Annotated in this window: 23 protein-coding genes; 11 read left to right on the top strand and 12 right to left on the bottom strand. The window is 69.4% G+C overall.

The genetic code is table 11. The annotated features are described in order from the left end of the window. Positions 1-114 precede the first annotated feature (114 nt). Positions 115-984 carry a TrmH family RNA methyltransferase gene (locus EGM46_RS04235; protein ID WP_125098933.1) on the bottom strand — a complete coding sequence of 290 codons (870 nt, stop codon included), beginning with the start codon at positions 982-984 and terminating at the stop codon, positions 115-117. A 52-nt stretch (positions 985-1036) separates the two neighbouring features. Continuing rightward, the gene (locus tag EGM46_RS04230; RefSeq protein ID WP_125098932.1) at positions 1037-1840 is read right to left on the bottom strand and encodes a MerR family transcriptional regulator; all 804 of its coding nucleotides are present in this window, start codon (positions 1838-1840) and stop codon (positions 1037-1039) included. A 579-nt stretch (positions 1841-2419) separates the two neighbouring features. Between EGM46_RS04230 and EGM46_RS04225 the strand changes: the two genes are divergently transcribed. Beyond that, a complete protein-coding gene (locus tag EGM46_RS04225) occupies positions 2420-4063 on the top strand; it encodes a DUF6119 family protein (protein WP_164512810.1) in 1644 nt (547 codons plus the stop codon). A 298-nt stretch (positions 4064-4361) separates the two neighbouring features. After that, positions 4362-4676, top strand: a complete 315-nt coding sequence (locus EGM46_RS04220; RefSeq protein WP_125098930.1) for a chorismate mutase — start codon at positions 4362-4364, stop codon at positions 4674-4676. Here the strand turns inward: EGM46_RS04220 and EGM46_RS04215 are convergent. Continuing rightward, positions 4666-5334: a pentapeptide repeat-containing protein gene (locus EGM46_RS04215; RefSeq protein ID WP_125098929.1), complete on the bottom strand. Its 669-nt coding sequence runs from the start codon at positions 5332-5334 to the stop codon at positions 4666-4668. The two genes, EGM46_RS04220 and EGM46_RS04215, sit on opposite strands and share 11 nt — an antisense overlap. Positions 5335-5578: 244 nt before the next feature. On the opposite strand from EGM46_RS04215, the gene EGM46_RS04210 reads away from it, so the two are divergent. Next, positions 5579-6418, top strand: coding sequence for a CPBP family intramembrane glutamic endopeptidase (locus EGM46_RS04210; protein WP_125098928.1), 840 nt, complete (start codon positions 5579-5581; stop codon positions 6416-6418). 46 nt (positions 6419-6464) lie between these two features. Further along, the gene (locus EGM46_RS04205; protein WP_125098927.1) at positions 6465-6671 is read left to right on the top strand and encodes a hypothetical protein; all 207 of its coding nucleotides are present in this window, start codon (positions 6465-6467) and stop codon (positions 6669-6671) included. On the opposite strand, the gene EGM46_RS04200 is transcribed toward EGM46_RS04205, so the two are convergent. Next, the gene (locus tag EGM46_RS04200) at positions 6668-7093 is read right to left on the bottom strand and encodes an ester cyclase (protein WP_125098926.1); all 426 of its coding nucleotides are present in this window, start codon (positions 7091-7093) and stop codon (positions 6668-6670) included. The genes EGM46_RS04205 and EGM46_RS04200 overlap by 4 nt on opposite strands. Before the next feature lie 348 nt (positions 7094-7441). Between EGM46_RS04200 and EGM46_RS04195 the strand changes: the two genes are divergently transcribed. Together EGM46_RS04195 and EGM46_RS14680 are read left to right on the top strand one after the other, a co-directional pair. Continuing rightward, complete coding sequence (locus EGM46_RS04195) at positions 7442-9127, top strand: sodium:solute symporter family transporter (protein WP_125098925.1); 1686 nt, start codon at positions 7442-7444, stop codon at positions 9125-9127. Further along, the gene (locus EGM46_RS14680) at positions 9124-9261 is read left to right on the top strand and encodes a putative transporter small subunit (RefSeq protein WP_164512809.1); all 138 of its coding nucleotides are present in this window, start codon (positions 9124-9126) and stop codon (positions 9259-9261) included. Before EGM46_RS04195 ends, EGM46_RS14680 begins: the two co-directional genes overlap by 4 nt. 45 nt (positions 9262-9306) lie before the next feature. Here EGM46_RS14680 and EGM46_RS04190 read toward each other — a convergent pair whose 3' ends face one another. Both EGM46_RS04190 and EGM46_RS04185 read right to left on the bottom strand, forming a co-directional pair. Beyond that, positions 9307-9849, bottom strand: a complete 543-nt coding sequence (locus EGM46_RS04190) for a YaeQ family protein (RefSeq protein WP_125098924.1) — start codon at positions 9847-9849, stop codon at positions 9307-9309. 11 nt (positions 9850-9860) lie between these two features. Next, the gene (locus tag EGM46_RS04185) at positions 9861-10442 is read right to left on the bottom strand and encodes a MarR family winged helix-turn-helix transcriptional regulator (protein WP_125098923.1); all 582 of its coding nucleotides are present in this window, start codon (positions 10440-10442) and stop codon (positions 9861-9863) included. A 74-nt stretch (positions 10443-10516) separates the two neighbouring features. Here EGM46_RS04185 and EGM46_RS04180 point away from each other — a divergent pair, with 74 nt between their 5' ends. Continuing rightward, the gene (locus EGM46_RS04180; RefSeq protein ID WP_125098922.1) at positions 10517-12733 is read left to right on the top strand and encodes an MMPL family transporter; all 2217 of its coding nucleotides are present in this window, start codon (positions 10517-10519) and stop codon (positions 12731-12733) included. A gap of 269 nt (positions 12734-13002) precedes the next feature. On the opposite strand, the gene EGM46_RS04175 is transcribed toward EGM46_RS04180, so the two are convergent. Genes EGM46_RS04175 through EGM46_RS04160 form a run of 4 tightly spaced genes read right to left on the bottom strand, consistent with a single transcriptional unit; the run spans position 13003 to position 18183 of the window. Next, a complete protein-coding gene (locus EGM46_RS04175; RefSeq protein ID WP_125098921.1) occupies positions 13003-14682 on the bottom strand; it encodes an ATP-binding cassette domain-containing protein in 1680 nt (559 codons plus the stop codon). Further along, the gene (locus EGM46_RS04170) at positions 14679-15506 is read right to left on the bottom strand and encodes an ABC transporter permease (protein ID WP_241156170.1); all 828 of its coding nucleotides are present in this window, start codon (positions 15504-15506) and stop codon (positions 14679-14681) included. The genes EGM46_RS04175 and EGM46_RS04170 overlap by 4 nt, the downstream gene beginning before the upstream one ends. Further along, on the bottom strand, positions 15503-16510 hold the full coding sequence (locus EGM46_RS04165; RefSeq protein ID WP_125098920.1) for an ABC transporter permease: 1008 nt from the start codon (positions 16508-16510) through the stop codon (positions 15503-15505). Before EGM46_RS04165 ends, EGM46_RS04170 begins: the two co-directional genes overlap by 4 nt. Before the next feature lie 2 nt (positions 16511-16512). Beyond that, entirely contained in the window at positions 16513-18183 is a 1671-nt protein-coding gene (locus EGM46_RS04160) for an ABC transporter substrate-binding protein (RefSeq protein WP_125098919.1), read from the bottom strand. Positions 18184-18304: 121 nt separating this feature from the next. On the opposite strand from EGM46_RS04160, the gene EGM46_RS04155 reads away from it, so the two are divergent. Beyond that, positions 18305-18868, top strand: coding sequence for a TetR/AcrR family transcriptional regulator (locus EGM46_RS04155; protein WP_125098918.1), 564 nt, complete (start codon positions 18305-18307; stop codon positions 18866-18868). A gap of 9 nt (positions 18869-18877) precedes the next feature. Here EGM46_RS04155 and EGM46_RS04150 read toward each other — a convergent pair whose 3' ends face one another. After that, positions 18878-20950 carry an NADPH-dependent 2,4-dienoyl-CoA reductase gene (locus EGM46_RS04150; protein WP_277425209.1) on the bottom strand — a complete coding sequence of 691 codons (2073 nt, stop codon included), beginning with the start codon at positions 20948-20950 and terminating at the stop codon, positions 18878-18880. Between the two features lie 199 nt (positions 20951-21149). Continuing rightward, positions 21150-21353, bottom strand: coding sequence for a cold-shock protein (locus tag EGM46_RS04145; protein ID WP_125098916.1), 204 nt, complete (start codon positions 21351-21353; stop codon positions 21150-21152). Between the two features lie 333 nt (positions 21354-21686). On the opposite strand from EGM46_RS04145, the gene EGM46_RS04140 reads away from it, so the two are divergent. From EGM46_RS04140 to EGM46_RS04130, 3 genes are all read left to right on the top strand, one after another. Beyond that, complete coding sequence (locus tag EGM46_RS04140) at positions 21687-22607, top strand: NUDIX hydrolase (protein WP_206427494.1); 921 nt, start codon at positions 21687-21689, stop codon at positions 22605-22607. Continuing rightward, the gene (gene nadA / locus EGM46_RS04135; protein WP_125098915.1) at positions 22604-23941 is read left to right on the top strand and encodes a quinolinate synthase NadA; all 1338 of its coding nucleotides are present in this window, start codon (positions 22604-22606) and stop codon (positions 23939-23941) included. The genes EGM46_RS04140 and nadA overlap by 4 nt, the downstream gene beginning before the upstream one ends. Then, a partial coding sequence (locus EGM46_RS04130; RefSeq protein WP_125098914.1) for an L-aspartate oxidase occupies positions 23938-25199 on the top strand: 1262 nt, incomplete at its 3' end. The genes nadA and EGM46_RS04130, both read left to right, overlap by 4 nt.

Genomic DNA, 25199 nt, shown 5'->3' with positions numbered 1-25199 from the left:
CGCGGAAACCGTAAGGTTTCCGCGGCTTTTTCGGTATCCCCGGCACCGCTTCGCGCGCAGGCGCTCGAAGGAGCGCAATCACCCCAGCAGTCGGCTCCGCTCCGAGCGCTGAGGTCAGCCTTCGGTGCTCTCTGGCGCACCACGGTCCCGTTCTCCGCTGCGTCGGTGCCGTTCGTGTAGCGCGATCCCCGCGGCAACCGAGACATTCAGAGATTCCACGCCCGGCATCATCGGCACGCCGTACCGGTATGTTGCCTGGGCGTGGAGCGCGTCGGATGGTCCGGTGCGTTCAGAGCCCATCAGGATTGCGACTCGGGCGGGCACCTGGTTGATCGCTTCGAGTGAGTCAGTGGCATCCGCGGTGAGCGCTGCGAGCGGGATCCGCTCAGCCTGCAGGAACTCCGCAAGGTCATCGCGGGTGCTGGTCAGCACTGGGATGGTGAAGACGAGGCCACGGCTCGCACGAATCAGACGACGGTCGTAGATCGAGGTCAGCCCGCTTTCGAGCAGGACGACTCCGGCGGACCCGAAGGCGCAAGCAGACCTGAGTATCGCGCCGATGTTCCCGGGGATACGTACCCCATCGAGCACCAGTAGATCACCGTGCGCAGAGGAAAGATTTCGCCAGGAAGCGGCCTTGGGGGCGCGGGCGAGCGCAAACATGCGGCTCTGCTTTTCGCCAGTGAACAGCCCTCGGACTACCTCGTCGCTGAGCACCCGGACGTCGGTGGCGGATCCCACCAGCTGACGCCGACTGGTGTATTCATACAGCTCGGCTGAGCAATAGAGCGTGAGGATCTGGACGCCGGCACGGACCGCCTGGACGATGTTCTCCTCGTCATCGATCAGTATCGTCCGTGCTCTTGACGTTCGGGAACGTAGCACGTCAGCGACCCGTCTGACTGCAGGGTGACGAGCGTTTTCGATGACTTCGGCGGGCAGTGCCGGTGCGTACGCCTTGTCGAGGAGAGTGCCGGGGGTCATGCACCTAGCGTTGACCCTCACGCAGCGTGAGGGTCAAATCCGCGTGGTGGGGTTATGCCCAGACAGCCGCAGCAGGGTCGATGCCGTGTGCACGGGCAGCCGCAAAGATCGCATCGCGCAACCACACGCTCAGACCAGGTTCGGTCGAGTCGATCGTGTCGCGAAAGCGAGGATCCTCAACGTACATCCGTCCGAGGAGTGCGTGCATTGACGGGGTGCAGCTGTAGAGCTCACCAATCATCGCCCGATGCCGTTCGGCAAGCGCAACGGCCTCCGGACTCGAGGAGAGCACGCCGGAACGCTTTGCCTCGGCCATCTCGTTGTGCAGCGCCTCGCCAGTCTGCTGCACGGCACTCCGCTCATCCGCGGTGAAAGCGGCAGCGTTTGTTTCAAACTGCCTCCATTGTTCAGATTCGCCCCAGCGCTCGTGCGCCTCATCGGCCCAATCCTGACGCCAGCCCCGGCCGAAGATCTCGGCCTGTTCCTGCGCGGTGAGTGTGACGCCGGCTTCTTTCCGTGCCAGTACCTGGTCCACGGCTTCCGCAGCGCGCTGCAACTCGGCGATCTGTGTGCGAAGGAGCCGCCGCTGCTCGCGCAGGTGCTGCACCTCGTCGATCTCTGGGTTGTCCAGGAGTTCCGTAATCGCGGAGAGGCTGAATCCGAGCTCCCGATACACGAGGACTCGATGGATGCGGCCAACATCTTCGGCCGTATAGCTGCGGTAGCCAGCGCGGGTCCGTGTGGTCGGCGGAACCAACCCGATCTGATCCCAGTGGTGCAGCGTACGCACGCTGACTCCGACCAGATCAGAGACCGCGCCGACCGTGAGACTGTCAGAAGATGTGACAGCGGACATCAGGTCTCCTTTCAGGGGGGGGTGCGTATCCATTCTCTCGTGGGACTGCTCGCTGCGCGGTCTTCGTTTGTATAGGCACGGTACGGATGCTGAGCTTGCTAGTCTCCAGCGAGGTTCAGGTGCAGTGTCGTTGGGAAAGCGAGCGGTTCGCGGTGCGATCTATCAGAACTCCTGGGGGACGGTCATCTTGCTACCGAATCGAAGGCCACCCAGCACTGAGTTGGTCACTTCCCGGGTCCACGCTGGGCCGCCCAAAATGATCCTTCGATGGACTGCTCACCAAAAGCCTTACCAGTCCAGCTTTCCGAGCCACCACGCGTCCTGCAAATTCGGTATTGCGCTTCCTCTGCGACGCAACGCGAGTGATACGGGAGCATAGCGGAGAATGCGTTGAACGGGACGCAGATGAAGGGCCTGTGCGGGGTGGAGGGTGCCCGGTCTTAGGCGGTCCGAACGGGTGGTCTGGCAGTGAACTATGCGGAGCCTCAGTCCCGCAAGGTGGCGCTGACGTGATAACGAAGGGGATTGATGGTAAGCGCGAAACTCATCGAGGTACAGCTAATAGCTAGGTGGCCCAAAGTGGATGAAAAGAGTAGTCTGGAGAAGGTCTTAAGGGGGGGTACGGTGGCGTTCTCGCGGCTTACGGTGTTTCTGTTGAGAGGAAGCGCAACTGCGCCCTCGGACTTTATTCGCGCAGAGAAGGGGGCCGCTGAGATTTCGATTCGGCCGGCTTCTGGCATCGTCGGCAGTTTCTTCTTCTTGCCTTCTTTCTCGGCAAAACCTGCGTGGGTGACGGAAGTCGACACAGTACTCAGCGTGCCTGCTGTGGATATCCGATCTGCATCGGCGAGCGGTGTCATGATTCTGCAGACTTCCTCGAGATGGTTCGCGATTTCCTTCGGCTACGGGCGGTCGCTTATCGATCCTGCCCTGATCCAACGCCAGTTCGGCCTGCGTGTTGGGCTCAATCTCGTCGATCCGTCTCAGTTGCGGAGTATGGACACAAAGACCTTCGAAGATCTCGTCGTGAGCAAGAGCACTCAGTCGAGCAAGAGCTCCGATCTCCCTGCGTTCGGGGTTGATGTGTCTCGGGATATTTTGCGCGGGGTCGCTGGGGTACCACGGGACAAAGGTTTCGCCTCACGTCTCGCGGGTTCTGACGCGATTGTGCTGACCAGATCAGCTACCGCCAGCGATCTACCAAGCATCTGTGATCAGTTGCTTTCTGCCTACAATTCGACTGATTACAAGGCCAACTTCGAATGGATTGACCAGCTAGCGCTCGTCGAGGAACCTAAGATCGAAGCTGACTTGAATGACTTGCTTGTCAACGCACTTCAGGCGGGGGACACATCCGCAACTTATATGGCAGCGCCAGAAAACATCGATTGGGAAGACGTTGACTCCTTTACTATCAACGGGACTCGGGGTAAGAAGTATGACGACCTTGATCTCGATGCGTACCTGAGCGACCACACGCCAGCGGCTCTAAGTGCTCTGAGTCTTGCAGTACTCCGGCAGCGAGGGGTCAGTGTCACATACTCGCGATCTCAGCAAACGGATCGACTCTGGAGCGTCTACCAGTGCCTGATTAGTGAACAACAAATCGCGAAGGATCTCTATGTGCTCATCGAGGGGCGCTGGTTCGCGGTGGAGAAAACCCTCTCAGATCGGGTGGATAAGTTTTTTCACGCCCTGCCCGTAACAACAAGTCTGACAGCTGCCAACCCGGGTGAAAGTGAACCGGCATACAACCTTCGTATCGCCACAACTCACCCCACTGAGTATCTTCACCTTGACGCAAAAATCATCCGGCCAGGTGGAGCGAGTTCTGGCATCGAGTTCTGCGACTTGTTGAAAAACGATGGCACGCTGATCCACGTTAAGAGGAAATCTCGATCAGCTACCCTTAGCCACCTCTTTGCACAGGGAACAGTTTCCGCGACAAGCCTGATGAGCGACTCTGAGTTCAGGACGAAAGTGCGTGAGATTATCAGCCAGAAGTTGCAGAGTGCTGCGGCTCCGTGGCTAGCCCTAATTCCAGACGCAAACTCGAGCGTTGATGCTTCGAATTTCAAAGTCTCATACGTGGTCTTGACGAAGCCGCTCAAATCTGGAGCAACCGATTGGATGCCGTTCTTCAGCAAGCTCAATCTCATGCAACATGCGACTCGACTGAAATCGATGAACTTCGAAGTCTCTGTATCTCGCCTCGACAACTGAGCTCCAGCAGAGAGGGTGCTACGCGGGCCATTTAAGGTATTCTCAATGGGCGGAGCCGCGCGGACCCAAGGAAATCAACTGTGACGAACCCAGGCAAAATGGCTACACTCGGCGCTCGCGCAACGCCACATTCCCAAGTAACACCAGGGAACCGTATTCATCCGCATGGTCTCGAAAGCAATCATGATCAAGGCTCTTGAAGGACGGGGTCGCAGGGCACATGGAGGGCACACGGGAATCCGTGCCGCCTGATCACGCATCGGACCCCGCCGCGGCGCCGGCTCAGTAGGGTGGTCACATGACCGAGCACACCCCGTCACTTGCCGAGGTGCGAGACGAGATCGACCGCCTCGACCGTCAGATCATCGAGTTGATCGCCGAGCGACAGCGGTGGGTGGTCGTGGCCGGCACGCTGAAGATGGACGAGCATGCGGTGCGCGCCCCGGACCGCGTCGCGCAGGTCATCGCCAAGGTGCGCGGGATCGCGGCCGACACCGGCGCATCACCGGACGTCGTGGAGCGGGCCTATCGTGCCCTGATCGCCGGGTTCATCGACCTTGAGCTCGAACTCCACCGAAGCGCCGGCACCGCCCAGCCCCTCGCTACGCCGTGATCTCGATCCCCGCGTGCCTGGCGAGCACGCCGAGCAGGTCCCAGCCCTGCGACTCGGACACGCGCGCCCCGCGGAGGCCGTCGATGCCCTGCACCTCCGCGAACTGGAGGCCACGCAGGTCGAGGTGCGTGGACCGCGCCTGATCGAGCACGAGCTTGGTTGCGGTGCAATCCTCGAACGCCACACGGGTGAGCGTGCTGCCGCTCAGGTCGAGCTCGTCGAAGCGGCACCCCCGAAACATCACGTCGGTGAGTTTCGAGGCGCGCAGGTTCACCCAGCCGAGCTTCGATCCCTCGATGAGGGTGTGCGCGATCTCCGCCTCGTACGCGGTGACAGCGCCGAGCCGCGAGGAGACGATCTCGGAGTTTCGCCACGTCGAGCGCGGCGCGGCGAACCGCGGTGCGACGAGCTGCGTGATCACCGTGTCGACGAACCTGGCGCCAACGAAGCGGGTGCCGTCAGCGGTCACGGAGACGAGTTCGCACTCGGTAAACGTGGCACCGGTGAGATCCCAATCGCTCACGTCCAGGCCGGACAGGCTGGCGCTCTCCTGGTGTTTCTCGGCGCGGAGATCTTCGAGCTCGATGGGCGTGAGCGCCGGCAGCGTCACCGCGGGGAGCGACGGGGCCCGGAATCGTGCCTGACGAGTGTTGCGCATGCCATCTCCCAAGAACAGAACGGTTCCCCCGATCGTATGGCGCGCGCGCCGAGCCAGCGTGGGGGAGTTCCCCGGTTGGCTCTGCTACCCGTGCGCCGTGTTGCGCGCGCTGGCGGGCGGACGCCTGCGATAATTCAGTCGCGGGGGAGATGCGAACCTTCACGGAAGCGCCGCGATCGCGCACCCACCTCGTGCCAGGCACCGGCGCGGTGCGCTGGCTCACGCAGGGGGAGGGACACCGCAGATGTCGATGCAGACTGAGGTCACGGGCTGGCGATCGTTCTGGGAGCGGGGCGGCTGGTGGCGCGCGCTGCTGGCGGTCGTCGCCTACTTCGTGATCTACCAGGGGGTGCCGCTGCTGTTCGCTCCCCTGTTCCCGAAGACGACGGACCCGGCCGCCGAGGTGTGGCTGTTCACCGTGCTCCCGATCGCCTTCGGCGGCCTCGTGCTGCTGGCGTTCGCCTGGTCGGTGGGGTGGACGCGTGAGCTGTTCGCGCGGCAGCCGATCAGCGGCCGCGGCTGGATGTGGATCGCGGTTGCGGTGGTCTTGGTGTTCAACGTGCTGCGCTTCGCGAGCATTGACTACACCGCGGCCGGCGCCTCGCTCGTGCTCGCGTGGCTCGTCGCCGGGCTCTGCATCGGGTTCGCCGAGGAGGTGCTGACGCGCGGGCTCGTGGTGAACCTCATGCGGAAGGGCGGCGCGCGTGAACTCGTGGTCGCCGTGGTTTCCGCGGCGCTCTTCGCGCTCATGCACTCCGGAAACCTGCTGACTGGCCAGGCGCTGTTCCCGACCCTGATGCAGCTGGTCTACACCTTCGGCTTCGGCATTCTCATGTATCTCGCGCTCCGCGTGACCGGGAACCTGATCTGGCCGATTCTGCTGCATGCGACCACGGACCCCTCGATTTTCCTTGCGACGGCGCACCCGGTGGCCGGCCCGCTTCCCGGCATCGCTGGTCTCGGCAACATTGTCGTGATCATTGCGGGGATCGGCCTGCTCTGGGCCATTCGCGGCTCGGTGAATGGGGCGTCAGCAGCCGAGGCCCCCGCGCACATGCGACACGCCCGGCCTGACGGAGCCTGAGCTGAGAACTCCCGGTGAGGGATGTGCACGGGGTATCTTCGATGGTATGACTTCGCAGAGCTTTCTTCGCCTCCCCGAGTCCATCCGCGCGCTGGTCACGGAGGGTCTTGACGCCGAGGTGCAGGCATCGTTCGCTCACATCGAGGAGGCGCAGGCCGCCGGCGACGAGTCGCTCGTCCGATTCCTGGAGGGCGACATCATGCGCGCCTCAGCCCTGCGCATGAAGGTGACGGGCGAGGACCCGAAGATCTAGCGCGCAGCTGCGGTGAGCTGCGCGGCCAGGCCCGCAGCGTCCTGCTGGATCCAGTACTCGACGATCAGGCCGTCGGCGACGCGATACACCGCGCTGCCGACGGTCTCAATCGTTGCGTCGGTCGGCGCGTGTCCGTCGATCTCACCGACGTGTGTGCCGCGCTGGATCCACCGCGCGTAGGCGCGATCCCCGTCGACGAGTAGCTCGTCGATGACGAGCTCGAACGGCCCGAACATCTCGTGCATCTCCGCGACGTGTTCCTCGTAGTTCGCGGGGGAGCGCTCGATCGTCTCGCGTGCGCCGGCCCGCACCTGGTTGGCGCGCACCACGGGAGCCAGGAACTCGGCGGCGCGGTGTGGCTCGCGGCCGCTCCGTACGGTATCGAGGAACGCGGTGACGGTGTCGCGAGTGTTTCGGGGCATGTACCGATTCTGGCATGGTTGGCCCCCGCCCCCTCCGCGTTCGCCCGTGCATGAGGCGCTCAGATTCGCCCCAATTGGCCCTCCTCACGAGAAACCGATAGGTATGGTGTTGGCGACTTCGCCCGATACTCCACAAAACCTCATCGAAAGGGGAGCCCTATCCACCCGCCGGTACACGTCCATTCTCGATCTATCGTCACTGCTCGTCCCGCGCCGCTCCGCGAGCGCCTGATCGATGTCACCAAGCGGTTTACGCCGTCCGACCTCATCCCCACTTAGCGTCTTCTCTTTTCACCATTCGGTTTCCGGCACTGACGCCGACCATCCGTATCTTGAAAGGAACACGCAATGTCAGAGCTCCAGCAGCTCTCGGGCCCGGTTGTTCTCGGGCTCTTCATTCTCTTCTTTGGCGCGAGCCTCATCATTTCTCTCCGAATCAGCCGCAGGCGCGAGAACGCCGACGGGTACATGACCGGCGGAGGCGGCATCGGCTTCGGTATCTCCGCCGCTTCGATGACCGCAACCTGGATCTGGGCGGCGTCGATGTATGCCTCGGCCACCTCCGGCTTCCAATACGGACTCTCTGGCCCGATCCACTACGGACTCTGGGGCGCGCTGATGATTCTGCTGATCTATCCCTTTGGACGTCGGATCCGCCAGGTCGCGCCCCGCGCGCACACGATCGCGGAGGTGATGTTCGCGCGGCATGGCCGTTCCAGCCAATTGATGCTCGCGGGCTCCAACGTGTTGGGCAGCATCATCAGCCTCACCTCGAACCTCATCGCTGGTGGTGCGCTCATCGACATGCTCTCGCCGTTCACCTTCACACAGGGCATCATCGCGATCGGCGCGGGTGTGCTGCTCTACACGCTGTGGGCGGGATTCCGCGCCTCGGTGCTCACTGACTTCATGCAGGTGCTCTTCATGCTGGGCGCCGTGGTGATCATCATTCCCGTCGTGTTCTTCGCTGCAGGCGGGCCCGAGCTATTCGAGACAGGCGCGCACCGGCTCACGCCGCAGCAGTCGAATTTCTTCTCGTCGGACGCGTTCTTCAACCAAGGCGCACCCTACATTGCGGCCGTGCTCGCGTACGCGATCGGCAACCAGACGATCGCGCAGCGCCTCTTCGCGGTGCGCGAGGACCTCATCAAGAAGACCTTCGTCACCGCGACGGTGGGCTACGGCGCCACGATCATCGGCATTGGCATGCTCGGCGTGATCGCGCTGTACGCGGGGATTGAGCCAGCGGGCGGTGACGTGAACAACCTCATCCCGCAGTTGGCGGCCACATATCTGCCGCCGGCGCTGCTCGCGCTGTTCTTCATCATGATCATCGGTTCGCTCTCGTCGACCGCGGACGCGGATCTGACGGCGCTCGCGTCGATTGTGATGGCCGATATCTACGGGCAGAACGTCGCAGGGAAGGGGCGCGCGAACCCGCGCACGATGGTGCTCATCGGGCGGATCACCATGATCGTCGCGGTGACCGCGGGCATCTTCTTCGCGGGGTCGCAGCTCAACATCCTCGATCTGCTCGTGTTCGTCGGCGCGCTCTGGGGCGCACTGGTGTTCCCCGTGATCGCGAGCTTCTATTGGGACCGCGTCACGAACGTCGCGTTCAGTGTGGCGGTCGTCGCGGCGCTCGCGGCGTTCCTGCCGGTGCGCTTCGCGTGGGTGGAACTGAGCGGTGGCGTGGGGATCGTGAGCGACGTGCTCGCCACCATCGGCATCGGCGTGGTGCTCGGCCTCATGGCGTTCGGGTTCTTCGGGCTCCGTGTCGCGCTCGTGGTCGGCGCGGCGTCGACCCTCGCCGCAGCGCCGTTCGCGATCGGGTTCCTGCACCTGTACCCGGTGCTTTCGGGATCACTCGTGGCGTACGCAGTGAGCACCATCGTGTGCGTTGCACTGACGCTCATTTCGCGGAAGGCGCCCTTCGATTTCGCGCTGATTCGCGAGCGCACGGGCGACTTTGATCCCGTCGCAGGCTCACCGGCGAGCGAACCCATTACCAACGTAGAGAGGACCAGCGCATGACCTGGAACACCGTACTCCTGACCCTGTACGTACTGATGTGGCCGGTGCTCGTTGCCGGCACGTTGACGGTCATTGTTCGGGCCTTCGTGCGGGAGTGGCGTGAGGCGAAGCGTGACGGGCGCTCGATGATCTAGCGCCGCGCCGCGCTCGGACCTCTGCGCCGCGGGTGCCGGATCGCGCTACGCGATCCGGTGCTCGTGGATCTCCGAGCTGAGCGCCGTGCCGTTCACCTCGAGGTAGAGCTGCCCCTCGGTGACGGACACCGTCATCGTGTTGCGGCGCTCGATGAGCGGCACGATGGCGTCGATGAACCCGGGATCAAACGAGCGGATCGGGATCGCTGCCGCGGCGTGAATCGTCTTCCCCTGCCAGTTCGGCATGAGCCGGGCGGGATCCCGGTGCGTGTACACCGCGACGCGATCCGCGAGCTTGCTGCCGTGGTGCAGTCGCTGGGCGTCGGGCGCGCCGATCTCGATCCACGCGGTGATCTGGCCGGTGAGATCCCGCACGAGCACCGCGGGCTCATCGGTGTCGGACACGCCCCCGGCGGCGAAGGTGATGCCCTCCTCGTACTCGAGGCAGTACGCGAGCACGCGCGTTGCCAGGTACGCGGCGGTTTCGGATGGGTGGCGCGCAGCGCGCAGCTGCAGCTCCTCGTAGACCCCGCGGTCGACGTCTGCCAGCTGGATCTCAAAGTTGTGGATGGTCGCACCGATAGCCATAGCTCTCGAGCCTAGCTGGCCGCGGCTGGGTCGCCGCCCGCCCAGTCGAGCCCGGTGACGTCGATCTCGCGCGTCATGTCGGTGAGGAAGCGGGTGACCGCCGCGCGTTCCGTGCTCGTGAGGCGCGCCGCCGCGTTGAATCGCTTCGCCTGCTGCGCGCCGACCGTGCGGAAAGCGGCCTCGCGCGTTTCCGGCGTGATCGCGATCGCGAACGCGCGCCGATCCTTCGGGTGGATCGAGCGGCTGATGTGCCCGCCGCGCTCCAATCGATCGAGGAGCTTGGTGGTGGAGGGCGTGGTGATCCCGAGGTGCGCGGCGATCGAGCCTGGGGTGGCGATCCCGCCCTGGTTTTCCGTGACGATGAGGAAATGGAGGGCGCGCATGTCGGTGCGGCCGAGCTCCATGTACTTGAGCGACGCCTCGGACAGTCGGTCCTCCGCCTCGCGGAGCGCGCCGAGCGCCGCCATGAGCGCGCCGATCTCGGCGAGGTCCCGCGGTGACATCCCGCTGCGGTCGACGAGGCGGCCGTCGGGATCGTTGCCGGCCACGTCGTACATCCCGGGGGTTCCGGGAGGTGGCTCGAACTCAGACATGATGCTATGTTATCCCCACCGGTAAATTGTGCCAGGGGGTATTATTAACTCTGGCTAACTAAGTGAGGTGGGGGATGTCAACGAAGCGCGACGACACGAGGGAGCGCGCGCAGCGCTCCAGCACCGCCCGACGGTGGCCAACGTGGCTGCGCGTGCTGGTCCCCGCGGCCCTGATCCTCATCTGGGTCGCGGCGGCGGGCGTCGGCGGCCCGTACTTCGGCAAGGTGAGTGAGGTCTCATCGAACGACCAGACCACCTACCTCCCGACCTCCGCCGAGGCGACGCAGGTGCAGCAGCGGCTCGGGGACTTCCGCGACGGCGACGACATCCCCGCCGTCGTGGTGCTCACGCAGGACGAGGCCTTCTCGCCCGAGCAGCTCGCCGCACTGGGGGACGCGGCAGCGGCGCTGCCCGATCAGGTGCCGGGCGTCAGCGACGCCCTCTCGCCGCTGATCCCGTCCGAGGACGGCCGCGCAGCGCAGCTCTTCGTGCCCATCGACAGCGGTGACGAGCTCCGCGACACCGTGAACGCGGTGGGCGACGAGCTCCGCGCCGCTGCCCCGGCCGGCGTCGAGGTCTTCGTCACCGGCCCGGCCGGCTTCACCGCCGACCTCGTCAACGGCTTCTCCGGCATCGACGGGATCCTGCTCGGCGTCGCGCTCGCCGCGGTGTTCGTCATCCTCATCGTCGTGTACCGCTCGCTGCTGCTCCCGGTCGCCGTGCTCGGCACGAGCGTCATCGCACTCACCGCCGCGCTCCTGCTCAACTGGTGGCTCGCAAAGTGGGGCCTCCTCATGCTCTCCGGGCAGACACAGGGCATCCTCTTCATCCTCGTGATCGGCGCGGCCACCGACTACTCGCTGCTCTACGTCTCCCGCTACCGGGAGGAACTGCGGCTCGTTGAGGATCGCGGCGCCGCGACCGTCCGCGCGCTGAAGGGCTCGATCGAACCGATCCTCGCCTCCGGCGGAACCGTCATCGCCGGCCTGCTCTGCCTGCTGCTGTCCGATCTGAAGTCGAACAGCTCGCTCGGCCCGATCGCCGCGATCGGGATCGTGTTCGCGATGCTCGCGGCGCTCACGCTCCTGCCCGCCGTGCTCTTCGCGTTCGGGCGCGCAGCGTTCTGGCCCAAGCGGCCGAAGTTCGAGCCCGAGGTCGTCGCAGCCGAGCACGGCATTCACGGCGGCGTGTGGGCGAAGCTCGCCGGCTGGATCAAGCGCCGCCACCGCCCGATCTGGATCGTCACCGCGCTCGTGCTCGCCGTCGGTGTGGTGGGCGCGTCCCAGCTCGACGCGAGCGGAGTGCCGCAGTCCGACCTCGTCCTCGGCGCCTCCGAGGCGCGCGATGGCCAGCGGGCGCTCGGCGAGCACTTCCCCGGTGGATCAGGCAGTCCCGTGATGGTGATCACGCCGGAGGACGAGCTGCAGGCCACCGCCGACGCGCTGCTCGCGCAGGACGGCATCGAGAGCGTGAGCGTCACCGCGACCGACTCGGTGAGCGGCACGCTGCCCGTCACGGCTGACGGCATCGGTCAGGTCGGCCCGCCGGGGATGCCGGGGATGCCGGCCGCGGAGGCACCCGAGCCCACCGTCGCGGACGGTGACGTGCTCCTGCAGGCGACGCTGAGCGACGCGGCCGACTCCGACGCCGCGGGGGAGACCGTCCGCGAGATCCGTGCCGAGCTCGCTGAGGCCGTGCCTGCCGCGCTCGTCGGCGGCGTCACCGCGACCGCGCTCGACACGAACGACGCGTCGATCCACGACCGTACGCTCATCATCCCGATCGTGCTGCTCGTGATCACGCTGATCCTCATGCTGCTGCTGCGCTCGATCGTCGCCCCGCTGCTGCTCGTCGCGACGACGGTGCTCTCCTTCGGAACGGCGCTCGGCGTTGCCGGCTGGCTCTTCACGCACGTGTTCCAGTTCCCCGGCGCGGATCCCGCGGTGCCGCTCTACAGCTTCGTCTTCCTCGTCGCGCTCGGCATCGACTACAACATCTTCCTGATGACGCGGGTGCGCGAGGAGTCGCTCGCGCACGGCACCCGCGCTGGGGTGCTGCGCGGCCTCTCGATCACGGGCGGGGTGATCACCTCGGCCGGGCTCGTGCTCGCCGCGACGTTTGCCGCGCTGTCGGTGATCCCGATCCTGTTCCTCGTGCAGATCGCGTTCATCGTGGCCTTCGGCGTGCTGCTCGATACGTTCATCGTGCGCTCGCTGCTCGTGCCGGCGCTGAGCTACGACATCGGCCGCGCGATCTGGTGGCCGTCGAAGCTGGCGCGGGGGGAGCGCTAGGAGGGGGTGCTCGGTGGGGCGCTGCCCGCTCGCCCGCTCCGCTCCCGCCTTGCCCGCCTGCCCCGCTCCCGCCCACCCCTGTTCCCTGCCAGTTTGATCCGGAATAGACCGCTATTCCCGACCAAACTCGCACCAAATCCGGGGTGGGTGGGTGCCCCCGCGCCGCTGCCCAGACTTGCGTGGGGTTTGGGTCGGAATAGACGGCAGTTCCGGATCAAAGTCGAACAAAGATTGGGGTGGGGTGGGGTGGGGTGGGTGCAGCGGCAGGGTCAGGAGGGGGTCGCCGCCTCGATGAGCTCGCGCGTGAACGGGTGGCTCGGGGCACCGAAGACGCGCTCCGTCGGCCCCTCCTCGACCACGCCGCCGTCGCGCATGATCAGCACACGATCGGCCACCGTGCGCACCGCCGCGAGGTCGTGCGACACGAACACGAGCGCCACGCCCTCCCGCGCCTGCAGTTCGCGCAGCAGCGCCAGGATGCCCGCCTGCGTCGCCATGTCGAGGGCAGACACCGGCTCATCGCACACGAGCACATCCGGCTCCGCCGCGAGCGCCCGCGCGATCGCGACCCGCTGCCGCTGCCCACCCGAGAGCGTCGCCGGCCGGCGGCCCAGCAGCTCGGGATCGAGGCCGACCGCGAGCAGCAGCTCCGCGGGGGTGCGGGGTGTGGCGGGGGCGTTCGGTGCAGCCGCGCTGGGAGCGCGTGAGATGCCAGGGCCTGAGACACCGGAGCCCGCGTCGCGCTGGATCGACGCCGCGAGGATGCGTTCGACGCGCCACCGCGGGTCGAAGGTGGCGAGCGGGTCCTGCGGGATGAGCCGCACCCGCGGTGCCGGACGGCCGTGCTCGACGCGGCCAGCGTCCGGCTGCTCGGCCCCCGCGAGCACGCGGGCGAGCGTGGTCTTGCCCGCCCCCGACTCGCCGACCACGCCGAGCGCCTCGCCGGCGCGGAGGGTGAGTGAGACCCCGCGGAGCCCGGTGGTGCCGCCGCCCGGGGCGGCGAAGAGGCGGCTCGCCTCGGTGAGTGTGATGAGCTCGCGGCCAGGCGGGAGGCCGGTGGGATCGGCCAGACCCGGCTGCGCGCGGTGATCCCCGGCCCTGCGATCCTGCGCACCGTGATCCTGCGCACCGCCGTTCTCGGCCCCCTGGCCCCGCGCCAGCGCGGGCTTCGGGCCGCGCGGCATCGCCGCGACGAGCGCGCGCCCCGCGGCGGTCCTCGGACGCGCAAGGAACTCGGCGGTCGGCCCCGACTCCACGAGCCGCCCGCCGGCCAGCACCGCGACCCGGTCGGCGACGCGCGCGACCGCGCCGATGTCGTGACTGATGAGCAGCAGGCCGGTGCCGCGATCCCGGATCTCCCGCAGGTGCGCGAGCACGCGCGCCGCGGTCGCCGAGTCGAGCGCCGTGGTCGGCTCGTCGGCGATGAGCAGCGGTGGGCCAGCCGCGAGCGCGGCGGCGATGAGCGCGCGCTGCCGCATGCCGCCCGACAGCTCGCCCGAGCGCTGCGCGAGCCGCGACTCCGCGTCGGGCAGGCCGGCGGCCGTTAGCGCGGCGACGACCGCCGCCCGGCGGGCCGCCCCGCGCACCCCGCGGATGGCGAGCGCCTCGCCGACCTCCGCGCCGATCGTGCGGAGCGGGTCGAGGGACTGCAGCGCGTCCTGCAGCACCAGGCCGACGGCGGCCCCGCGCACGCCGCGCCATTGCCGCTGCGAGGCGCGGCGCAGATCCCGCCCGGCGATCCGCAGCGCGTCAGCGTCGACGCGCCAGCGCGCGCTGGCCTGCGTGAGGCCGAGCAGGGTTCGCGCAAGTACCGACTTGCCAGCGCCTGACTCGCCGACGATCGCGAGGCACTCGCCCGGCGAGACGGCAAGCTCCAGTTCGGCGAGGACGGGAGCCCCGCCCGGTGCCGCGACGCTGAGCCCGGCGACCTCGAGCAGCGGTTCCGTCATGCGAGCTCCGTTCCGCGTGCGAGTCGGCGGCCCAGCACGGTGAGTGCTGCGGCCGTGACGACGATCGCGAGGCCTGGCCCGACGGTCATCCACCAGGCGGAGGTGAGGTAGACGCGCCCGGCGTTGAGCATCGCGCCCCACTCGGGGGCTGGCGGCTCGGCGCCGAGCCCGAGGAAGCCGAGCGCGGATACCCACACGATCGCCTGCCCAACGCCGAGCGTCGCGGCCGACACGAGCGGCCACAGCGTGTTCGGGGCGACGTGCCGCACCAGCACGCGCGCGGGGGACACCCCGTCGAGGCGGGCCCACTCCACGTAGCCGCTCCGCGCCACCCCGCGCACGCGCGCACGGAGCATGCGCGCGTATCCGGGTACGGTGGCGATCCCGATCGCGAGGATCGCTGCGGTGGGGCCGCTGCCCAGCACCGCGATGAAGAGCAGCGCCATGACGAGGGTGGGGAGCGCGAACAGCACCTCGAAGAGGCGGCCGAGCGCGGCGTCGACGGGGCGCGGGCCGAGCCCGGCGACGAAGCCGAGCAGCGCGCCGGCCCCGATCCCGATCCCCGTTGCAGCGAGCCCGATGCCGACGGACGCGCGGGCGCCGTGCACCACCCGGGTGGCCACGTCACGGCCCGACTCGTCGGTGCCGAGCGGGTGCGCGAGCGATGGCGGCAGGAACGCGTCGGCCGGCTGGATGGCGAGCGGATCGCCCGGCGCGAGGAGCCAGGGGGCGCACACGGCGAGGAGGGCGAGCGCGAGCACGGCGAGGCTCGCGAGCTCGGGGACGCGGAGGCGGGGCGCGCTCACGCCAGGGTCCCGGCTCACGCGGGAGCCTCGGCCCGCACGGCGGCGCGCAGGCGCGGGTCGACGAGCGGCTCGGCGAGCTCGGTGGCGAGCAACACGGCGACGTAGAGGAGCGCGATCACGGTGACGCCGCCGATCACCACGGGCACGTCGCGCACCATGGTGGCCTCGAGCAGCATGCGCCCGAGCCCCGGCCGGGCGAAGAGCGCCTCGACCACCACCGCGCCGCTGAGGAGCGAGCCGTACGCCCAGCCCGACAGCGCGAGCGCGGGGAGCGCGGCGTGGCGCAGCGTGTGCGTGAGCAGCACGCGGGTCTCCGCGGCGCCGCGTGCGCGTGCCGTCGTGGCGAACGGTGCGGCGTCGGCCTCCTCGAGTGAGCCGTGCATCACGTGCGCGAGGTAGCCGGCGATCGGCACGGCGAGCGTGACGACGGGCAGCACGAGGCCGGCCGGGGACGCGCCGCTGCTCGTCGCGGGGAAGATCCCGAGCCCGCTGGCGAAGACGAGGATCAGCACCGCGCCGAGGAAGAAGTGCGGGGTCACCGACACGATCGTCTCGATGCCCGCGAGGGCCCCGCGCACGGCGCGGCCGATGCGCCCGCGCTGGGTCGCGGCGAGCAGCGCGCCGCCGAGCGCGAGCAGCCAGGCCAGCACGAGCGCGAGCGAGGCGAGCAGCACAGTGGGCGGCACGTTCGCGGCGAGCAGCTCGCCGACGGGCTGCTTGCGCGCGTACGAGTCGCCGAACTGCAGCGTGACGGTGCGCCAGAGCTGCGCCAGGTACTGCACGATGAGCGGCTGGTCGAGGCCGTAGTCGGCGCGTGCGCGCGCGACGGCCTCGGCGCTCGCTTGGGATCCCGGCCCGCCGAGGATCGCCTCGAGCGGATCCCCGGTGGCGCGCACGGCGACGAACACGAGCGTCGCGGTGACGAGCACCACGAGGAGCGCCGATCCCGCGCGTCGCAGCACCGCGCGGGCGACTCGTGCCGCCCGCGCGGTGCCGGTGGAGCCGGTGCCCCCTGCGGTCATGCTTACTCCGTGAGCTGCGCGTTCACGAAGGTCGGTGTGGCCACGGTGCCGAGCGTCGCGACGCCCGTGACCCCCTTCGTGAGGAAGTGGTTCTGCTGATCATAGAGCGGCAGGACGGTGTAGCTCGCGAGGATGCGCTCCTGCGCGTCGGCGTACAGCTTCGTTCGGGCGTCGGCGTCGAGGGTGCGAGACGCCTCGTCGAGGATCGCGTCGAGCTTGGGATCCGCGAGCTGCGCGTGGTTCGCGAAGTAGCCGGACGGTGCTGGCACGATCCCGTCCGAGTGGAAGAGGATGCGCAGCACGTCGGGGCCCACCTTCGTGTACGGAGCGCTCACGGCCTCGTACTCGTTCGCGCCGAGCGCGCCGTACCAGGTGCTGAGGTCGACGGGGGAGAGCTGCACGTCGAAGCCGAGCTCCGCGGTGTTCGCCTGGATCTGCTCGAAGAGCGACTGCTCGGCCGCGGTCGACTGGTTCGTGCTCACGGGGAAGCGCACGGTGAGCCGCTTCCCGTCCTTCACGCGCACGCCGTCGGCGTCGGTGTCGACCCAGCCGGCCTCGTCGAGCAGCGTCGCCGCCTGCGCCGTGTCGGTGACGAACCGCTCGGGATCGCTGACGCCCGCGGGCTCCGTACTCGCGAGGGCTGACGTCGAGCGCTCAGCGGTGCCGCGGGTGAGCGACTCGATCCCGGGGCTCGGGTCAGCCGCGCGGATGAACGCCTCGCGCACACGGATGTCGTCGAACGGGGCCTGCGCCGAGTTCAGCTCGATGCGGTTTGACGCGCCGGGCCGCGGCGCGTTGATGTGTGCGATGCCGGCGTCCTCCGCCGCGACGATGTCGCCGGGCAGCGGGTTGTCGATCACCTGCACCTCGCCGGAGGCGAGGGCGGCGTAGCGGGTCGCGGCGTCGGGGATGAATCGCCACTCGATGCCGTCGAGGTGTGCGGCACCCTCGTGGTCGGCCTCGGGGCCCGGCGTCGCGTAATCCTCGTTGCGCACGAGCGTGACCGACTGCTGCGGGGCCCAGCCCTGGACGATGAAGGGGCCGGTGCCGACGGGGGACTGGCAGTTCTCCTCCATGCCGCGGGCGATGCCGGCGGGCGACTGGATGGCCGTCCACTGCTGGCTGAGCGATTCGAGCAGCGCCGAGTCCGGGGCCGAGAGGTGGAAGCGCGCGTGCGTGGCGTCCACCGCCTCGACGCGCTCGACCTTCTCGACGGCGAGGTAGCCGGTCGAGGACTGGGTGTCCGGATCCTGCAGGTGCTCGATGTTCGCCTGCACCGCCGCGGCGTCGAGCGGCGTGCCGTCGGTGAACGTCACGCCATCGCGGAGCGTGAAGTCCCAGGTGAGTCCGTCCTCGCTGGTGCTCCACTCGGTGGCGAGCCAGGGGGTGATCTCGCCGTCGGCGGTGCGGCCGACGAGCGGTTCGAGGTACTGCGTCGAGATGAGCGCCTGCGGGTAGTTGCCGCCGACGTGCGGGTCGAGGCAGGTGGGCTCGGCGTCGCCGGTGGCGTAGACCAGGGTGCCGCCGTCGCGCGCGGCCCCCGCGTCGGGCTGCGCGCCGCCCGGGCTCGCGCACGAGCTGAGCGCGAGGGCCGCGCCGGTGGCGAGGATCGCGAGGCCGGTGAGGCCGAGTGCGCGCGGGGCGGTGCGTGCCCGCGGGGTGTGCAGTGCCATGGTGGCGGCTCCCAACTGGGTTGTTAGATCGAGTTCAACAACGAGCAGTCTAGCCTACGGACGCACCGCTGGTGCGCCAGCGTGCCGCGGCGGCCCGGCCGCGCCCCGATAGGCTGGGGTCATGAGCACCGCAGCGCGCGGGCGCCCCCGCGCCTCCTCCCGCGAGACGATCGCTGACGCGGCGACCGAGCTGTTCCTCGAGCAGGGGTACGAGGCCACAGCGGTGACCGAAATCACGCGGCGCGCGGGCGTGAGCCGCTCGAGCTTCTTCAACTACTTCGCCGGGAAGGCGGACATCCTGTGGTTCGTGCTCGACCAGCGCATCGCCGCCGTGCTCGACGCGGTGGCGGATCCAGCGGTGCGGTTGCCCGCAGCGCTCGCGCGGCTCGCCGACGGGCCGCACCCCGACACGCTCGCGCTCGCGATCGTCGACGCGCGCACGATGGGGGTTGAGGCCGAGCTCGCCGCCGGCCGCGCCGAGCGCCAGCTCCGGCTCGGCGCAGCGATCTCCGAGCGGCTCGTGCGCGACGGCAGCGGCGCGCTCGCCGCAGAGGTGGCTGGCGCCGGCTACGCCGCGGCGATGTTCGGCGCGGTGTGGCGGTGGGCCGAGCGCGGTGCCGGGCGGACGCCGCTCGACGCGCAGCTCGCCGAGGCGCTGGCCGTCGCCGGCGAGGTGCTCGAGTAGCTCCTTCCGCTACAGCGCCGCCGCGAGCCGCGTGCCCTGATCGATCGCGCGCTTCGCGTCGAGCTCGGCCGCGACGTCGGCACCGCCGATGAGGTGCGCCGCGATCCCGCGCTCCGCGAGTGCCGCGTGGAGTGAGCGCTCGGGTTCCTGGCCGGTGCAGAGCACGATCGTGTCGGCCGGCACCGTGCGCTCGGCCCCGTCCGCGGCGATGTGCAAGCCCGCCGCGGTGACTCCGAGGTAGCTCGCGCCCGGCACCATCTGCACGCCGCGGCTGGCGAGCTCGCTCCGGTGGATCCAGCCCGTGGTCTTGCCGAGCCCAGCGCCGAGCTTGCCCGGCTTGCGCTGCAGCATGGTGACCGTGCGCGCGGGGGAGTGCGCGCTGGGATCGCCGCTCGCCCGGTTCGCCTCGCGCGCCCCGGTCGCCACCGCAGCGCGCACGCCGCCCGGCTCGGTCGATGCGGGATCCACGCCCCAGTGCGCGAGGAACCCGGCGACGTCTGCCGGGTCGTCGGTGCCCTCGTGCGTGAGGAACTCGGCGACATCGAAGCCGATGCCACCGGCGCCGAGGATCACGACGCGCTCGCCGACCGGCGCGCGGTCGCGCAGCACGTCCAGGTAGGTGAGCACGCGCGGATCTGCGAGGCCGGGGATCTCGGGGGTGCGCGGCAGCACACCGGTGGCGAGCACGATCTCGTCGAAGCCGCCGTCCGCGAGCGCCTCGGCGCTCGCGCGCGTGCCGAGCCTCACGTCGACGCCGGTCTCCGCGAGGCGCACCTGGAAGTAGCGCAGGGTCTCGCGGAACTCGCTCTTCCCCGGCACCTGGAGTGCGACGTTCAGCTGCCCGCCGATGCGCTCGGCCGCGTCGAAGAGGGTCACGTCGTGGCCGCGCTCGGCGGCGGTGGTCGCGCACGCGAGCCCCGCTGGCCCGGCCCCGACGACGGCGATCCTGCGTGGCGCGCGCGAGCGGGTGATGCGCAGCTCGGTCTCTGCGCCGGCGCGCGGGTTCACGAGGCAGCTGGCCAGCTTGCCGGAGAACGTGTGGTCGAGGCAGGCCTGATTGCAGCCGATGCACGTGTTGATGCGCTCAGGGGTGCCTGCCGCGGCCTTCGCGACGAACTCCGGGTCGGCGAGGAAGGGGCGCGCGAGCGAGACGAGGTCGGCGTCGCCTGCCGCGAGCGCGCGCTCGGCGGCCTCCGGGGTGTTCACGCGGTTCGTTGCGATGAGCGGGATCGAGACGGTGCCCATGAGGCGGCGCGTCACCCACGTGAACGCTCCGCGCGGCACGGAGCTCGCGATCGTTGGGACGCGGGCCTCGTGCCAGCCGATGCCCGTGTTGAGGAGCGTGGCGCCAGCGGCCTCGGCGAGGCGCGCGAGTTCGGCGACCTCCGCCGGGGTGGAGCCGCCCGGCACGAGATCCAGCATGGAGAGCCGGTAGACGATGATGAAGGCGTCGCCGAGCGCCGCGCGCGTGCGGCGGATGATCTCGAGCGGGAAGCGCACCCGCTGCGTGAAGGAGCCGCCCCACTCGTCGCTGCGCTGGTTCGTGCGCGCGGCGATGAACTGATTGATGAGGTAGCCCTCGGAGCCCATGATCTCCACGCCGTCGTAGCCTGCGTCGCGCGCGAGCTCCGCGGTGCGCACGTAGTCGGTGATCGTTTGCTCCACCTCGGCGGCGCTCAGCTCGTGCGGGGTGATCGGGGAGATCGGGGCTTGGATGGGGCTGGGGGCCACGGCGCCAGGGTGCGCGGCGTAGCGTCCGGCGTGCAGGATCTGCAGCGCGATGCGCCCGCCTGCCTCGTGCACGGCGTCCGTGACCGTGCGGTGCTGCGCAACCGCTGACGCGTCCGCGAGGAGCGCGGCGCCCGGGGTGAGGCGGCCGGCCGCGTTGGGGGAGACGCCGCCGGTGATGATCAGGGCGGCCCCGCCAGCCGCGCGCTCGCGGTAGAACGCCGCGAGGCGCTCGGCCCCGTCGGGCTCCTCCTCGAGCCCGAGGTGCATCGAACCCATGATGATGCGATTGGGGAGGGTGACCCAGCCCAGGTCGAGCGGGCTGAACAGGTGGGGATACGTCGGCATTGACATGCGGCCCTCTCTGGTGTGCGCGGTGCCTCCGAATGTATCGACGCGATGCGCGCGGTGTCGAACGGGCTGTGGCCTTTCTACAATGCGGCCGCGGAGGGGGAGAACACAGCAGAGAGGCGGGGCCGAAGCCCCGCCTCTCTGTGGCGTTCACCGCTCAAGCAGTGGGTGCGACGCGTGCGCGCCGCCGAACGTCCGCTGCTTAGATCGCGCGGATGTTGCTTGCCTGCAGGCCCTTGGGGCCCTGCTCGATGTCGAACTCGACGCGCTGCTCTTCGAACAGGTCGCGACGGCCCGAGCCCTGGATCGCGCTGAAGTGCGCGAAGACGTCGGATGCCCCATCGTCGGGGGTGATGAAGCCGAAGCCCTTTTCGGAGTTGAACCATTTCACGGTGCCGGTGGCCATACTGTATTTCCTTTGTGTTGCTGGCCGCGAGAGGCGGCCGGGGTGCCACGGCGACGGCGCCGACGTGGAGACTGGTAGCGGTGCCGCATGTTTGCGACGGACAAAACTTGCTGGTGAATCCCAACGTTCGGCATTACTGGTCTTGCGGCTGAGCATATCCCACTGCAGCCCGCTGTTGCGGAATCGTGACAATCTCGTGTCTTTGCGGTGCGGTCGCTGGGTGCCCGCACGCCACTTGACGGAGCGCAGAAGTGGCGTACGCTGAGTTATAGTCATCTTGACCTTAACTCCCGCCCGGGGAGTGGCGAGGCCTCCTGAACGGACGGAGCGGCGATGCCCTACGGCACCACGAGCGTGAGCGAGCGGCGCACGCTGCCCCCTGCGGTTGCAGTGTCGGTCGTGGCCTTCGCCCTGCAGCCGCCGAGTGATGCGGAGCGCGACGACGCCGCACTCACCGCGCGCCGCGCGCCAGCGATCTGGCTGCCACTCGTGCGCCGCACCCGCGCGCCGTTCCTCGGGCAGTGGGCCCTCCCCGGCGGGCCGACCGAGTGGGACGAGACGCTCACCGACACCGCCGAGCGCACGCTGCGCGGCGCCGTGCGGCGCGATCCTGGCTCGCTCGAACAGCTCTACTCCTTCGGTGGGGTCGAGCGCTCGGCCGACGCCCAGCGGCTCGTCACGATCGCGTACTGGGCGCTCTACGGTGAGCGCGAGCTCGCCGCGCCAGCGTCGACCGCCGCCGCGGATCCCGATCCCGAGCAGCGGTCCCCGCTCGCGCACGCGCCGCGGCGCTGGGACGATCCAGCACCGGATCCAGCGCTCGCGCCGGCGCCAGCGTCGAGGTCAGCTGGGCGCCGCGCGGCCGACGACGCGGCGGCGAGCGGCAACGTGCGCTGGTTCACCGCGGACGCCCTGCCCGAGCTCGCCTTCGACCACGCGGAGATCGTGGCCTACGCGCTCGCCAGGCTCCGCGCACGCACCGAGTACGCGGCGGTGGCGTACCGCTTCCTCGGCTCCGAGTTCACGCTCAGTCAGCTCCGCGAGGTCACCGAGGCGGTGCTCGGCGAGCCCATCGATCCCGCGAACTTCCGCCGGCAGGCGCTCGCGCGCGGCGGCCTGCGCGACACGGGGCGCCGCACCTCGGGCGGCGCGCATCGACCGGCGCGGCTCTACCGCTTCGGCGAGGCCGACGGCGACGACGCACCACAGACCACCCCACTCTTCACCCACACACCCACAAGGAGCTCAGCATGACGAGCGTGCACGAACTCATCCGCGACGCGGCAACGCGCGAGGCGGCGACCGCGCCGCAGGGCACCGGCCGGCCGAGCGCTGCGCCGCACCGGCGACCGATCGCGCTGCGCGCCACCGGTGTCTCCAGCTGCGACACGGGGCTCGTGCGCGACCCGTGGGCGATCGATCAGGATCCGGGCTACGGGCCCGGCGCCTCCGCCGACGACGAGATCCCGGGGGCGGCCCCCCGCCAGGGACCGCTGCCCGTCCGCTACACGAACGCGAGTGACGAGCAGCTCACCGAGTGGATTCGCGCGGCGAAGGCCGAGCTGGGGCAGCGCGTGCAGATCCTCGGCCACTTCTACCAGCGCGACGAGATCGTGGCGCACGCCGACTTCGTCGGCGACTCGTTCATGCTCGCGCAGGCGGCGAAGCAGCACCCGGAGGCCGAGGCGTTCGTGTTCTGCGGCGTGCACTTCATGGCGGAGACCGCCGACATCCTCTCCGGCCCCGAGCAGGCGGTCATCCTGCCGAACCTCGCCGCCGGTTGCTCGATGGCCGACATGGCGACGATCGAGCAGGTGGAGGATTGCTGGCGCGAGCTCACCGCCGCGCTCGGCTCAGCGGCCGACGGGGAACTGCAGCCGGTGATCCCCGTGACCTACATGAACTCCTCGGCGGCCATCAAAGCGTTCTGCGGGCGAAACGGTGGCATCGTGTGCACCTCATCGAACGCGCGCACCGTGCTCGAGTGGGCGTTCGCGCGCGGCCAGCGCGTGGTGTTCTTCCCCGACCAGCACCTCGGCCGCAACACCGCGAAGGGGATGGGAATCACCGAGGACCAGATGCCGCTGTGGCGGCCGCACCTCGCGCTCGGCGGCAACACCGAGGAGCAGCTGCGCGACGCGAAGGTGATCCTGTGGAACGGGTTCTGCTCGGTGCACAAGCGCTTCACCGTCGCCCAGATCGAGCAGGCGCGCGCGGACTTCCCCGGCGTGCGCGTCATCGTGCACCCCGAGTGCCCGGCAGCGGTCGTCGAGGCGGCGGACGGCGCCGGTTCGACCGAGTACATCCGCAAGGAGATCGAGGCGGCAGCGCCGGGCAGCGTGATCGCGGTGGGCACCGAGATCAACCTCGTGAACCGCCTCCAGGAGCAGCGGCCGGATCTCACGATCTTCTGCCTCGACCCGGTGGTGTGCCCCTGCTCGACGATGTATCGCATCCACCCCGCGTACCTCGCGTGGACGCTCGAATCGCTGCTCGCCGGCGAGACGCCGAACCGCATCACCGTGTCCGACGCGGTGGCCGACGACTCGCGCGTCGCGCTCGAGCGCATGCTCGCGGCCCGGCCATGATCCTCGTCGTCGGTTCCGGTGTCGCCGGGCTCTCCGCGGCGCTTGCGGCGCTCGACGCCGGCGCCGACGTTGAGCTGGTGCTGCCTGGGCGACTCGATCCGCTCACCGGCGGCGCAGGCGGCAACACCGCGCTGGCGCAGGGCGGCGTTGCCGCGGCGATCGGGCCGGGTGACGCCGTGCGCGATCACCTTGCCGACACGGTGGCCGCTGGCGCCGGGCTCGTCGACGCGGAGGCCGCTGCGGTGCTCGTCGCCGACGGCGCGGCGCGCGTGCGCGCACTCATCGCGGCGGGCTGGCAGGTCGACCGCGGGGGCGACGGCAGTCCGGCGCTCGGGCGCGAGGCCGCGCACGGCGCCCCGCGCGTGGTGCACGCCGGCGGCGACCGCACGGGCGCCGCGCTGCACGCGTTCCTGCGCGCGCGGGTGTGCGCCGCGGTCGACGGCGGGCGGCTGGTGCTCCGCGAGAACACTCGGGTGACCGGGCTGCGGCGCACGGCCGGCGTGGTGACGGGCGCCGAGCTCGCCCTGCCGGACGGCGCGTCGAGCGCGTGCGCGGCGGACGCCGTGGTGCTCGCCACCGGCGGCTACGCGAGCCTCTTCCCGCGCACCTCGAACGACGCAGGCGCGGTGGGGAGCGGCGTGCTGCTCGCAGCCGGGGTCGGCGCGCTCGTCGCCGACCTCGAGTTCGTGCAGTTCCACCCCACGGTGCTGCACCTCGGCGATGGGGCCGGGCGCGGGGACCTCGTCTCCGAGGCGGTGCGCGGCGCCGGTGCGGTGCTGCGCGACGGCGCGGGGAGCCGGTTCATGGTCGAGGCGCACCCGCTCGCTGAGCTCGCGCCGCGCGACGTGGTGTCGCGCACCATCCACCGGGTGCTGCGTGAGCGGGGCGAGCGCACGGTCTGGCTCGACGCGACGGGGATCGAGCGTTCAGGGGGAGCCGGCACGCTGTCGCGTCGCTTCCCCGGGATCTCCGCGACGCTCGCCGCGCACGGCATCGACTGGCGACGCGAGCCGGTGCCGGTCTCTCCGGCCGCGCACTACACGATGGGCGGGGTAGCGAGCGACCTCGACGGGCGCAGCAGCGTGCCCGGCCTGTTCGTTGCCGGTGAGGTGGCCTCCTCCGGTGTCCACGGGGCGAACCGGCTGGCGTCGAACTCGCTCCTTGAGGGGCTCGTCTTCGGCGGACGCGCCGGCGCCGCTGCTGCGGCGTGGGGCGGTGCGCGCGGCGGGGCGTGGGCGAGCCGCGGCACCGGGTTCGC

Source organism: Leucobacter chromiireducens, from assembly GCF_003917135.1.
GTDB classification, from domain to species: domain Bacteria; phylum Actinomycetota; class Actinomycetes; order Actinomycetales; family Microbacteriaceae; genus Leucobacter; species Leucobacter chromiireducens_A.
The sequence above is the reverse complement of the archived record's forward strand: the minus strand, read 5'-3'. Positions and strand labels throughout refer to the sequence as shown.

Bases quoted from the DNA above. Each gene is read 5' to 3' on its own strand.
- EGM46_RS04215 (WP_125098929.1), bottom strand. From the start codon at position 5,334: ATGCGCAACACTCGTCAGGCACGATTCCGGGCCCCGTCGCTCCCCGCG.
- EGM46_RS04205 (WP_125098927.1), top strand. From the start codon at position 6,465: ATGACTTCGCAGAGCTTTCTTCGCCTCCCCGAGTCCATCCGCGCGCTG.
- nadA (WP_125098915.1), top strand. From the start codon at position 22,604: ATGACGAGCGTGCACGAACTCATCCGCGACGCGGCAACGCGCGAGGCG.
- EGM46_RS04165 (WP_125098920.1), bottom strand. From the start codon at position 16,510: ATGACCGCAGGGGGCACCGGCTCCACCGGCACCGCGCGGGCGGCACGA.
- EGM46_RS04220 (WP_125098930.1), top strand. From the start codon at position 4,362: ATGACCGAGCACACCCCGTCACTTGCCGAGGTGCGAGACGAGATCGAC.
- EGM46_RS04210 (WP_125098928.1), top strand. From the start codon at position 5,579: ATGTCGATGCAGACTGAGGTCACGGGCTGGCGATCGTTCTGGGAGCGG.
- EGM46_RS04175 (WP_125098921.1), bottom strand. From the start codon at position 14,682: ATGACGGAACCGCTGCTCGAGGTCGCCGGGCTCAGCGTCGCGGCACCG.
- EGM46_RS04150 (WP_277425209.1), bottom strand. From the start codon at position 20,950: ATGTCAATGCCGACGTATCCCCACCTGTTCAGCCCGCTCGACCTGGGC.
- EGM46_RS04230 (WP_125098932.1), bottom strand. From the start codon at position 1,840: ATGTCCGCTGTCACATCTTCTGACAGTCTCACGGTCGGCGCGGTCTCT.
- EGM46_RS14680 (WP_164512809.1), top strand. From the start codon at position 9,124: ATGACCTGGAACACCGTACTCCTGACCCTGTACGTACTGATGTGGCCG.
- EGM46_RS04155 (WP_125098918.1), top strand. From the start codon at position 18,305: ATGAGCACCGCAGCGCGCGGGCGCCCCCGCGCCTCCTCCCGCGAGACG.
- EGM46_RS04185 (WP_125098923.1), bottom strand. From the start codon at position 10,442: ATGTCTGAGTTCGAGCCACCTCCCGGAACCCCCGGGATGTACGACGTG.
- EGM46_RS04190 (WP_125098924.1), bottom strand. From the start codon at position 9,849: ATGGCTATCGGTGCGACCATCCACAACTTTGAGATCCAGCTGGCAGAC.
- EGM46_RS04180 (WP_125098922.1), top strand. From the start codon at position 10,517: ATGTCAACGAAGCGCGACGACACGAGGGAGCGCGCGCAGCGCTCCAGC.
- EGM46_RS04160 (WP_125098919.1), bottom strand. From the start codon at position 18,183: ATGGCACTGCACACCCCGCGGGCACGCACCGCCCCGCGCGCACTCGGC.
- EGM46_RS04235 (WP_125098933.1), bottom strand. From the start codon at position 984: ATGACCCCCGGCACTCTCCTCGACAAGGCGTACGCACCGGCACTGCCC.
- EGM46_RS04140 (WP_206427494.1), top strand. From the start codon at position 21,687: ATGCCCTACGGCACCACGAGCGTGAGCGAGCGGCGCACGCTGCCCCCT.
- EGM46_RS04195 (WP_125098925.1), top strand. From the start codon at position 7,442: ATGTCAGAGCTCCAGCAGCTCTCGGGCCCGGTTGTTCTCGGGCTCTTC.
- EGM46_RS04200 (WP_125098926.1), bottom strand. From the start codon at position 7,093: ATGCCCCGAAACACTCGCGACACCGTCACCGCGTTCCTCGATACCGTA.
- EGM46_RS04145 (WP_125098916.1), bottom strand. From the start codon at position 21,353: ATGGCCACCGGCACCGTGAAATGGTTCAACTCCGAAAAGGGCTTCGGC.